Below are 11,583 nucleotides of genomic sequence, written 5' to 3' on the forward strand. Positions count from 1 at the left end.
AGCTCTCGGACAGCTCGTCCTCGTTCTTGCGTGGCGCGTCGTAATCGGTGGCCATGATGGGGTGTGTTCACGCTCCGCTGATGTGGCCGGCGGGGCCGACCGTGGATGGGATGTTGCGATGGTGACGCCGGGACCGCTGGGGAACCGGCCGGAAGACCGGTCTGACCGGCCACGTGACACCGGCCCGCGGGGCCCTGGGCGACCCCTTGACGGTCTGCACGTCGGTGAGATTGTTCCCTACGGCGTGGCCAAATCAAAATCGCCGTGAGCGTACAGTGGTGATCTGGACGGATGGATCCACGCCACACCGGTGGCACCGTCGTGCGCGGCCACCGGAATCGTGGCAAAGTCGGGGAGGGACCGTCCCATCCGCCCGTCGCGTCGGTTGCCGGGGGCGTCCCGGACCGACCCAAGCCGATCGTGGAGGACGAACATGCAGGAGCTCCGTCTCGTTGGTGTCCAGGAGGACGGCGGGCACCTGTTGCTGAGCAACGAGGACGGCGAGGAGTTCTCCCTCCCGGTGACCGACGCCCTGCGGGCCGCGGTCACCCGTCCGATCCACCGTCCCTCCGCCCAGGCCGCCGACGCCGCCGAGGGCGTGGTGACGCCCCGGGACATCCAGGCCCGTATCCGCGCCGGGGCCACCGCCGAGCAGGTGGCCGCCGAGTCCGGGGTGGACCTGGAGCGGGTGCGCAAGTACGAGGGCCCGGTGCTGGCCGAGCGCGACTGGATCGCCCAGCAGGCGCGTCAGGTGGAGGTCGCCGCGCCGCAGCCCGGACACGACCTCTACCGGGGCACCTTCGGCGAGGAGCCCGCCCTGCTCGGCGACATGGTGCGCCACCGGCTGGCCGTGCTGGGCATGGACGCCGGCACGGCCCACTGGGACGCCTGGCGGATGGGTGACGGCACCTGGACCGTCAGCCTGGACTTCTCCACCGAGGGCGCCGAGTCCGCGATCGGCGACCAGCCCCCGGCCCTGTGGACCTTCCGTCCCAGCAGCCGGCACCTCGACAACCGCAACCGCTGGGCGCAGGTGCTCTCGGAACTGGACCCGCTGGACGGTGCCTTCGGCACCCGCCGGCTCTCCGCCGTCGGGGACCGCCCCTTCAACGTGGAGGAGGACGAGGCCGGACCCGCGCCCGCCCCGGCCCCCGCGAGCCACGGACCGCGTCCCGCCGTGGACCAGGACTCGCAGGACGAGCTGCTGGACGTGCTGCGGGCACGCCGCGGCCAGCGCCTGGGCGTGGACGAGGAGGGTGACGACGAGCTCGCCCTGATGCTGACCCGGGACGAGCAGCCCCACCAGGGGACGCAGCGGCCCCGCCTCACCGTGGCCACCGCCCCCGGTGACGCCGGCCAGGAGGCCGGGTCCGGCACCGGCCGGGACGCGGGTTCCGACGAGTCCGCCGTGGACGGCTGGGTCGAGGTCTGGGACGACGACGACGAAGAGGATCCGCGCTTCGGCACCCGGGGCGGGGACGCGACCGGACGGGACGAGGACGCGGACGGCGGCCAGGACGCCGACGGGCCGACCGAGGAGCATCCCGACCAGACGGCCATCGAGCTCGGCGAGGAGGAGCCGGAGAAGCCCGCGGCCCCGGTGGTCACGCCGGCCCCCGAGGCCAAGCCCGCGAAGTCGGCCAGGCCCGTCAAGGCGCGCCGGCCGTCGGTGCCCAGCTGGGACGAGATCGTCTTCGGACGCAAGAACGACTGACGGCCCGGCCGGCCGGCGCCGGGCGGCGCAGGGGGCCGGCCTGAGCAGCGGGCCGGTCTAGCGCAGGGGCCGGTGCAGCATCAACAGCGGCACCTCGCGCTCGGCGCGGGTGGGCGAGCCGTGGTGCCCCACCATCTCGAAGGCCGCCGGGGCCGCGCGGCGTCCGTCGTACAGGGCCACCGGTCCGTGCGCGGCGACGAGCAACTCGCCGATGCGCGGCGTGACCCGGTCCTCGGTGACGCCGAACCAGCCGGCCTGCAGGGCCTGGTCGCGGGTCAGGATCCAGGCGTGCTCGCCGAAGGCGGCCTGCCAGGCGGACGTGGTCCGTTCCCGCACGGCCGGGCCGGCGTCGGGAGCGAAGTGCAGCTGGACGAACCGGGGTTCACCGGCGGTGTGCTCGACGCCGTCGACCAGGGCGGGCATCGCGGAGTAGTCGATCCGCCCGGGCTCCGGGACGTCCACCATGCCGTGGTCCCCGGTCAGCACCAGGACGGTGTCCTTCGGCACGGCCTGGCTGAGCCGGCGGGCCGCGGCGTCGATCTCCTCGAGCGCGTAGAGCCACTTCTCGGACCCGGTGCCGTGCTGGTGCCCGGCCTTGTCGAGCTCGTTCAGGTACAGGTACAGCAGCACCGGCCCCTTCGCCCCGTGCAGCTGCTCGCGGGCGTGCTGGAACCGGGCGTGCAGCGTGGTCCCGCCGACGAAGCGGGACCCCCGCAGGGACGCGCTGGTCAGGGCGGAGCCCTCGAAGGCCGGCAGGGACACGGTGACCGGTTCCACCCCGGTGTCGGCGAGCCGTTCGAAGACCGTGGCCTGAGGCTGCCAGCGCAGCGGATCGGTCTGCGGGTCCCAGCCGCCGAGCTGGTTGATGACGGTGTTCCGGTCGGGGTCGAGCACGTCGTAGCCGACCAGGCCGTGCCGTCCCGGTTCCAGCCCGGTGCCCAGGCTGGACAGGGAGGCCGCGGTGGTGGTGGGGAACGCCGACTGCAGGGTGGTGGAGTCCCGTTCCAGGACGGACCGCAGGTACGGCGCATGGCCGCCGTAGCGCTTCAGCAGGGCCTTCCCGAGCCCGTCGACCATGACGACGGCGACCCGGCGGGTCCGCGGCAACTGCAGTGCGTTGGTGAACCCGGGGGCGCCCAGGGCCGCGGCGGCCGAGGTCAGGACGCCGGCCAGCGACCGGCCGGCGTACGGGGGTCCGGACGGGATCGGTGGAGTGGACGTCACCGCCCGGTCCGCTCCCGGTCCGCATCGACGGTGGCGCGCCGCAGTTCGCGGTAGAAGGCCAGGGCGGCGTCGACGGCGCGCTGGCCCTCGGCCTCGGCGGCCACCCGCAGCACCAGGTCCTCGCGCGCAGAGGTGCCGGTGTACCCGTGGTCGGCGTCGCAGTTGGGGTCCGCGCAGGCCGCCGGGGCCAGGTCGATCCGCTGTCCCCCGGCCCAGGTCACGGACAGGGTGACCTCGGCCACCGGGTCCCCGCGGCGGAAGTCCTGGGGCTGGGGGTGGACCGTGGTGGCCACCACCGAGTCGATACGCCGCAGCGGGACCACCTCGGTGGACACCTGGGCCATGACCTGCTCGCCGGCGTCGTCCAGGGCGTGGTCGTCCAGGTGCAGGGCCGCCATGATGTCCCCGGCCAGGGCGAGCACCGTGATGTGCCGGTGGATCTCGTCGTAGTCGAAGTGCGTGTCCACGTGCACCAGGTGGCTGGTGACGGTGCGCCCGTCCAGCACGGAGTCCAGGACGTCCGCCACCAGCTCCGGGTAGAAGCCGGCGCGCTCGAGGTCGGCCCCGAGGCTGGAGGGCCCGCCGCCCGCGCCCGACGCCGGTGCGACCGGGCGGTGGACCGGGCCCGGCGCGTCCTGCGGCTCCGGTGGATTCGCACCGGAGTTGTCCGCGGCGCCCGAGGAATGGTGCCCGGACGGGTGCTGGCCGGAGCCGGGGTTCCTGCGCAGTGGAGTCATGCCGTCCATGCTATCGGCCCCGCCCGGTGCCGGCGGTGTCCCGCAGCGGGCGCCGGTGCCCGGTATCCGGTGCCGCCTGTCCGGTGGTGGCCTCCGGTCCTGGCCACCGCGGCCGGTTCAGCCGCGCATGGCCCGGCGCGCGGAGTCCGTGCGCTGGGCCGCGTTGGCCACGTCCACCTCGGCGGAGAGCACCGTGATCCCGCGGTCTGAGGCCAGCACCGGGTTGAACCGGACCCGGGCGACCTGCGGGTGGTCGTCCTTCAGTGCCGCGATGCGCGCCAGCAGGTCCTGCAGGGCGGCCGTGTCAACCTCGGGAAGGCCCCCGTAGCCGAAGAGCTTGGCCGCGGCGCGTGGTGCGCGGATCATCCGCTCCAGGTCCTGGTCGGTCAACGGGGGCACGAGGTGGACCCAGTCGTCCAGCAGGTCCACGGCATCCCCGGCGATGCCGAAGGACACCACCGGGCCCAGCAGCGGGTCCTCCAGGGCGGTGATGATGCAGGCCTGCCCCGAGGGGGCCATGGACTGCACCTCCAGGCTGGGGCTGCCGTAGGGCTCGAGGATGCCGCGCATCTGGGCGACGTTGCGCCGCAGGGAGGGGGCATCCACGATGTTGAGCCGGACCCCGCTCAGGTCCAGCCGGTGGCGCAGGTAGGAGTCGACGGCCTTGACCGCCACCGGCCAGCCCAGCCGATCGGCTGCCGCCACGGCCTCATCCTCGGTGGTGAACCGCTCCGAGGCGAGGACCTCGATGCCGTAGCAGCCCAGCAGTTCCCGCGACTCCTCCGGGGAGAGCCGGACGAGGTCCGTCCCGGTGGCCCGCGCGGTCCAGCCGTCGAGCAGGGCCTCGGCCCGGTTCCGGTCCACGCCCTGCGGTTCCACCGCCACCCCCTCCTCGGCTTGGCGCCAGTCGCGGTAGTGCACCAGTCGGGACAGCACCCGGGCGGCCTGCTCCGGGGAGGAGAACACCGGCAGCCCGCGCTGCAGACCGCCGTCCTCGGTCGCGGGGGCGGACCGGCGCAGGGTGGCCGACTGGTAATCGGGGTCCAGCACCCCGGTGAAGGAGGCCAGGACGGGGACACCGGATCCCCGGGCCGCGTCCTCGACCACGGACGCCAACCGGTCCGCGTCGCCGGACTGCTGGTGCATCCCCGCCTGGGTGACCACGAGCAGGGCGTCCACGGTGCCGCCGTCCACGGCCGCGCGGACAGCCGCGCCCAGGGCCTGTTCGGCATCCTCCACCAGGTGCTCGGCGTCCATGCCGGGCACGTCCATGGTCGCGGCCACGGTCAGCCCGTGGCGCTCGGCGGCGTCGGTCACCACCCGGTTCAGGGCGAGCGAGTTGCCCAGCACCCCGACCCGGTTGCCGGCCGGCAGGGGCTGGCAGGCCACGGTCTGCATGAGGTCCATGAGGTCGTCGTGGTTGTCCACCTGGATGACGCCGGTCTGCTCCAGCATCGAGTCCACGGCCCCGGCCGGCGCCTGGGTGGTCCGGGTCTCGTGGCCGGGGGGCAACCGCCGCCCCATCACGTCCGAGCGCGCCACCACCACCGGCTTGCTCCGGGACAGGCGCCGGGTGATCCGGGAGAACTTGCGCGGATTGCCGAAGGACTCCAGGTAGACCCCGACGGCGGCCGTGGCCGGATCGTCCTCGAAGTACTGCATCGCGTCGTTGCCGGAGACGTCGGCCCGGTTGCCGGCGGAGACCATGGAGGACAGGCCGATGCCGCGACGGTGGGCCGCGGCGAACAGGGTGGCCCCGATCGCGGCCGACTGGGAGAACAGGCCCACGGAACCCCGGGCCGGCAGGAACGGCGAGACCGAGGCGTTGAGCGAGACGGCCGGGGAGGTGTTCACGATCCCGGCGGAGGCGGGTCCGATCACCCGCATGCCGTTGGCCCGGGCATGGCGCACCAGCTCCCGCTGCCGGACCAGGCCGTCGTGGCCGGCGTCGGCGTACCCGGCGGTGACCACCAGCAGGCCCTTGACGCCGTGCCGGGCACAGTCCCGGACCACCGCGGGGATCTCGTCCACGGGCACCGCCAGCACCGCCAGGTCGACGGGGCCGGGCACCTCGGCCAGGGTGGACCGGGAGATCATCCCGGCCAGTTCCAGGGCCTCGCGGTTGATGCCGTAGACCGGGCCGGTGTATCCGCTCTCGATGATGTTTTGCAGCAGCGAGAAGCCCACCGATCCCTGCTGCCTGCTCGCGCCGATCACGGCCACGGACTCCGGGGCCAGCAGCTCGGCCAGTGATCGCGCCTCGGCGCGGTGCTCGCGCGACTCCATGACCGCCCGGACCTTGGCCGTGGGGTCGATCGAGAACTCGACCGCCACCACGCCGTCGTCGAACCGGCGGGAGACCTCGAACCCCGAGTCCTGGAACACGGAGAGCATCTTCCGGTTCTCCGGCAGGACCTCGGCGGTGAACCGGCGGATACCGTTCTCCCTCGCCGCCACGGCGAGGTGCTCCATGAGGATCGACCCGATGCCCTTGCCCTGGGACGCGTCCGAGATGTTGAACGCGACCTCGGCCTCGAGCGGGTCGTCCAGCCGGTCGTAGCGGCCGATGCCCAGGATCTCCTCGCCCCGCAGCACCACCAGGCCGACCCGGTCCCGGTAGTCCACGTGGGTGAACCGGTCCAGTTCCTTCTTGGACAGGGTGGACTTGAAGGTGAAGAAGCGCAGGTAGATCGAGCTCTGCGACTGGCCCTCGTGCATGCGCAGCAGGCCGGAGGCGTCATCCGGGGTGACCGGCCTCAGATGGGCCGTGGTGCCGTCCCGCAGGACGACATCCGCTTCCCAGTGGGACGGATATTCGGGAGTTCTCGACGTCTCGCCCATAGGATCACAGTAGACAATTCCCGTCCTGCACGCTGTGCCGCGACGACCATCCCCCACAAGGACACCCGCAGACCCCATGGCCCGAACCCCCAAGAAGACCTCTGCCCCGGCCTCCGAGGCCATCCCCCTCGAGCAGGAGAACATCGTCGACATCGATGTCTCCGCCGAGATGGAGACCTCGTTCCTGGAGTACGCGTACTCGGTGATCTACTCCCGGGCGCTGCCGGACGCCCGGGACGGGATGAAGCCGGTGCAGCGACGCATCCTGTACATGATGAGCCAGATGGGTCTGCGCCCGGACCGGGGCCACGTGAAGTCGGCCCGCGTGGTGGGCGAGGTGATGGGCAAGCTGCACCCGCACGGCGACTCGGCCATCTACGACGCCATGGTGCGCCTGGCCCAGCCGTTCTCGCTGCGCCTGCCGCTGGTGGACGGCCACGGGAACTTCGGCTCGCTCGACGACGGCCCGGCCGCCCCGCGCTACACCGAGGCCCGGATGGCCCCGGCCGCCCTGGCGATGACGGCCTCGCTCGACGAGGACGTCGTGGACTTCGTCCCGAACTACGACAACCAGTTCCTCCAGCCGGCGGTGCTGCCGGCCGCCTTCCCCAACCTGCTGGTCAACGGCGCGTCCGGGATTGCGGTGGGGATGGCCACCAACATGGCCCCGCACAACCTCCGGGAGGTGGTGGCCGCCGCCCAGCACCTGATCGCCCACCCGGAGGCCACCCTCGAGGAGCTGATGCGGCACGTGCCCGGTCCCGACCTGCCCTCGGGCGGCCGGATCGTGGGGCTCGACGGCATCCGGGACGCGTACGCCTCCGGCCGCGGCTCGTTCAAGATGCGGGCGAAGGTGTCCGTCGAGCAGGTGACGCCGCGCAAGACCGGACTGGTCGTCACCGAGCTGCCCTACGGGGTCGGACCGGAGAAGGTGATCGAGAAGATCAAGGACGCGGTCAACGCCAAGAAGCTCACCGGCATCTCGGACGTCCTGGACCTCACCGACCGCCGGAACGGCCTCAAGCTCGTCATCGAGCTGAAGTCCGGGTTCAATCCCCAGGGCGTGCTCGCCCAGTTGTACAAGGCCACGCCGATGGAGGAGTCCTTCGGCATCAACAACGTGGCCCTGGTCGAGGGCCAGCCACGCACCCTGGGCCTGCGGGAGCTGCTGCAGGTCTACGTGGAGCACCGGCTGGACGTGGTGCGCCGGCGGACGGCCCACCGCCTGGGCAAGAAGAAGGACCGCCTGCACCTGGTCGAGGGACTGCTGCTGGCCCTCGTGGACATCGACGAGGTCATCCAGATCATCCGCTCCTCGGATGACACCGCGGCCGCGCGCACCCGGCTCATGGGCGTCTTCGACCTCACCGAGATCCAGGCCAACCACATCCTGGAACTGCGGCTGCGGCAACTGACGAAGTACTCCAGGATCGAGCTGGAGGCCGAGCAGGACGAGCTGCGCGCGGCGATCGAGGAACTCGAGGCCATCCTGGCCTCGGACGAGCGGCTGCGCGCGCTGGTCTCCGCAGAGTTGCAGGACGTGGCCGACGAGTTCGGCGACGACCGCCGGACCGTCCTGCTGGAGTCCGAGAACATCGCCGCCCCCTCCCCCACCGCCGGGGCCGTGCGCGCGGGCACCGCCCAGGCGGCGCTGCCCGGCACTCCCGGTTCCGATCCGCTGATGGTGGCCGACACCCCCTGCCTCGTGGTGCTCACCACCGCCGGCCAGCTGGCCCGCACGGTGGACGACACGCCGCTGGTCCCGGGGGGCCGCCGCCAGCGCCACGATGCCTACCGCTCGGTGGTGGCGACGTCGGCCCGCGGGGAGATCGGCGCCCTCACCTCCAGCGGCCGGATCCAGCGCGTGCAGGTGGTGGACATCCCGTCGCTGCCGGATGCCTCGCCCACCCCGAACCTGACCGCCGGGGTCAAGGTCAAGGACTTCCTGACCCTGCAGCGCGGGGAGTCGCTCGTGGCCCTGGTGCCCCTGGACACCGTGCTGGCCCTGGGCACGAGCCAGGGCGTGGTCAAGCGAGTGAACCCCGACTGGCCGCTGAACCGGGACGACTTCGAGGCGATCACGCTCAAGGACGGTGACGAGGTGGTCGGGGCCGGGCCGGCGCCCGGCGACGACGACCAGTTGGTCTTCATCACCCGCACCGGCCAGCTGCTGCGCTACGCGGCCTCGCTGGTCCGCCCGCAGGGGCGCACCGCCGGGGGGATGGCCGGCATCAAGGTCGCCGCGGGCGACGCCGTGATCGCGTTCTCCGCCGTCCCCGCCGCCGCGGCGGCCGACGATGCCGCGGAGCCCGGACGGGCCGTCGTCGTGACCGTCACGAAGGGCGAGCAGACCCTGCCCGGCACCGTCGCCGGCTCGGTCAAGCGCACCCCGCTGGCCGAGTACCCCGCCAAGGGCAGGGCCACGGGCGGCGTGCGCGCACACCGGTTGCTCAAGGGCGAGATGGAACTGGCGCTGGCCTGGGCCGGGGCCGGACCCGCCGTGGCGGCCACCGCCACGGGCGTCGCGCGCGCCCTGCCGGCCGAGTACGGTTCCCGCGACGGCTCCGGACTGGCCATGGACCAGGTGATCGAGGCGGTCGGCGCCGGGGCCTCCCCGGAGCGGGCCGGGACGGCGGCGGGGACGGAGCCCGTGGCCACGGGCGCCGGCCGACCGGCCGTCCAGCCCCGCGAGGACGCCCTGCCCTTCGCCGACGACTCCGGGGTCACCACCGGGGACTGAGGGTCGAGGGCCCCGGAGCCGGGTGGCGGAACACCGGACACCGGATCACCCCAGGCGCACGGCCGCCGTCCCCGCCGCCGCGAAGCGGGCGTCGTGGGTGACCATCACGGTGGTCTTCCCCCGCAGGGCACGACGCAGGTCCGCCACCAGCGCCGCGGCCTCGTCGGCGCCCAGGTGCGCGGTCGGCTCGTCCAGCAGCACGACGTCGGCCCGGGCCAGCAGCGCGCGGGCCACGGCGACCCGCTGGCGCTGGCCTCCCGAGAGGTAGTGCCCGGACGGGCCCAGTCTGGTCCGCAGGCCGTCCGGGGCGGAACGGAGCCAGTGGCCCAGGCCGACGAGGTCCAGGACCCGCTCGAGTTCGGCGTCGTCGGGCCGGTCGGCGGGGTCCCGCGCCAGGGCGAGGTTGGCGGCCAGGGTGGAGTCGAAGAGGTAGGCCTCCTGGGGGCACCAGGCCACGGCTCCCAGGGCCTGCCCGGTGGCCCGCGGCGTGGCCCGCGGCGCTGCCGCCACGTCCAGCACGTAGCGGCCCTCCCGGGGCGGGAGGAACCCGAGCAGCACGGCCAGCAGGGTCGACTTCCCGGACCCGGACGGGCCGGTCACCACCACGAAGTCACCGCGGTGGGCGCGCAGGTCCAGCCCACGGAACACGTCCGTCCCGCTGCCGGGGTACCGCACGGTGAGCCCGGACAGCCGGATGCCCTCGACGCCGTCCCCGTCCCGCGCGCCGGCCGCCGCGCGGAGCTCCACGCCCGCACCGGGGTCCGTCATCGCCTCCTCGTCGAGCAGCGGCGCGGTCTTGGCGAGCTGGCGGCGCAGGATGGCGCTCTCCTGGCAGGCGGTGCTGTACAGGCCCAACGGCTCGGCCAGGGCCAGCATCAGGAACACCACCATGGCGGTCACCGGGGCCGTCACCCCGTGGGTGAAGCACAGGACCATCGCCTGGACGGCGGCCCAGCCGGAGAGCAGCACGACGAGTCCCTGTCCCAGGCCGGCCGCCACCGCGTTGCGCCTCAGGGGCCGGTCGGCGCGGAGGTCGGCGGCGGCGAACCGGTCCCCGGCCAGTCCGGCGGTCCCGTTGCCGGCCAGGTCGGCCGCCGCCGTGAACAGGGCGGAGGTGCGGCGCAGCAGACCCGTCCGGTGATCGGCCAGGGCCCGGGTGGTGTGCCGGTCCGCCAGGCCCACCGCGACCGGGACCACGACGAAGCCCACCAACCCGGCGACGGCGGCCGGCCACCAGGCGGCGGGGACCATCAGCCCCACGATGACCAGGGTGACGAGCCAGCTGAGGATGGCGGCGGGGATCGGCACGACGACCCTCGGGACGGCGTCGCGCAGCTCGTCGACGTCCGCCACCAGCACGGACAGTGTGCCGCCCGAACGGGTCAGCCTCCCCCATTGGCCGGCATGGGAACCGAGGGTGTCCCAGAGCCGCAGCCGCAGGCGGTTGGCCCACCCCAGGACCGCATCATGCGTGTCGAGCCGATCGAGGTAGCGGAACAGCGCGCGGCCGATCCCGAAGAACCGGACCATGACGATCACCGAGAGCAGGTAGAGCACGGGAGGCTGGTAGGCGGCCTGCACGATCAGCCAGCCGGACAGTCCGGACAGCAGCGCGGCGGCCAGCGTGGCGGCGGCGGCCCACAGCACCCCGCCGATGAACCTCCGCTCGGTCAGCGGCAGGATCGCCAGCCACCGCCGCCACCGCCGCCACCGGCCGCGCCACCGGTCCCGGATCCCGGCGGTCGGCGTGCGGTCGGGGCCGTGGGCATCCCGGCCCCGGCCGGCCGCCACCGGGTCCTCGTCCGCGGCGGGGAGACGGCCGGCGGCGCTCGCGGTGGTGGCGGTGGGAGTGGCACGGACGGGAGTGGCGCGCGCGGACCGGTCCCGGTCCGCGCCGAGGACGGTGTCCGCCCGGTCGTGCAGTTCCCGGTCGTGGGAGGCGATGAGCACCAGCGGCCGGGCCCCGGGGACGCTGCGCCCGCCGGGCAGCCGGCCCGCGGCCAGGTCCGTGATCGCCTGGCGGATCCGGGCGGCGTGCCCGGGGTCCAGGTGGGCGGTCGGCTCGTCCAGCACCACGAGCCAGGCCCGGTCCGCCCGGGAGGCCATGAGGCGGACCAGGACCCGCGCCATCCCCAGCCGCCGCCGCTCCCCCGGGCTCAGCTCGTCCGGGTGGCGCCGCGCGTGGTCGGGCAGTCCGCAGGCGGCCAGCGCGTCGAGGAGGCCGGTCTCCCCCAGCTCTCCCGCGGCCTCCGCGTAGAGGGCCAGTTCCCCGCCGACGGTGGGCTCACTGAACTGCGGGTGCTGACCGAGCCAGGCCACCGGCCGCC

6 protein-coding genes are annotated in these 11,583 nt (G+C 73.8%); 2 read left to right on the forward strand and 4 right to left on the reverse strand.

What is annotated here, in order from left to right:
- The first annotated feature begins 433 nt into the window (after window positions 1–433).
- Window positions 434–1,714 (forward strand): septation protein SepH, encoded by a 1,281-nt coding sequence (gene sepH, locus PLJ28_RS13430; protein WP_324590231.1) that lies wholly within the window; start codon window positions 434–436, stop codon window positions 1,712–1,714.
- A gap of 57 nt (window positions 1,715–1,771) precedes the next feature.
- Here sepH and PLJ28_RS13435 read toward each other — a convergent pair whose 3' ends face one another.
- From PLJ28_RS13435 to PLJ28_RS13445, 3 genes are all read right to left on the reverse strand, one after another.
- On the reverse strand, window positions 1,772–2,938 hold the full coding sequence (locus PLJ28_RS13435; protein ID WP_324590232.1) for an alkaline phosphatase family protein: 1,167 nt from the start codon (window positions 2,936–2,938) through the stop codon (window positions 1,772–1,774).
- Window positions 2,935–3,675, reverse strand: a complete 741-nt coding sequence (locus PLJ28_RS13440; protein ID WP_183526450.1) for a DUF5998 family protein — start codon at window positions 3,673–3,675, stop codon at window positions 2,935–2,937. The genes PLJ28_RS13435 and PLJ28_RS13440 overlap by 4 nt, the downstream gene beginning before the upstream one ends.
- 117 nt (window positions 3,676–3,792) lie before the next feature.
- Window positions 3,793–6,516: a bifunctional acetate--CoA ligase family protein/GNAT family N-acetyltransferase gene (locus PLJ28_RS13445; protein ID WP_324590233.1), complete on the reverse strand. Its 2,724-nt coding sequence runs from the start codon at window positions 6,514–6,516 to the stop codon at window positions 3,793–3,795.
- Window positions 6,517–6,592: 76 nt separating this feature from the next.
- Between PLJ28_RS13445 and PLJ28_RS13450 the strand changes: the two genes are divergently transcribed.
- Window positions 6,593–9,256 carry a DNA gyrase/topoisomerase IV subunit A gene (locus PLJ28_RS13450; protein WP_298044504.1) on the forward strand — a complete coding sequence of 888 codons (2,664 nt, stop codon included), beginning with the start codon at window positions 6,593–6,595 and terminating at the stop codon, window positions 9,254–9,256.
- A gap of 45 nt (window positions 9,257–9,301) precedes the next feature.
- Here PLJ28_RS13450 and cydC read toward each other — a convergent pair.
- Window positions 9,302–11,583, reverse strand: a 2,282-nt coding sequence (gene cydC / locus PLJ28_RS13455) for a thiol reductant ABC exporter subunit CydC (protein WP_324590234.1), incomplete at its 5' end; no start/stop codon positions are given.

Origin of the sequence: Citricoccus sp. (assembly GCF_035445025.1) — a bacterium.
GTDB lineage: Bacteria > Actinomycetota > Actinomycetes > Actinomycetales > Micrococcaceae > Citricoccus.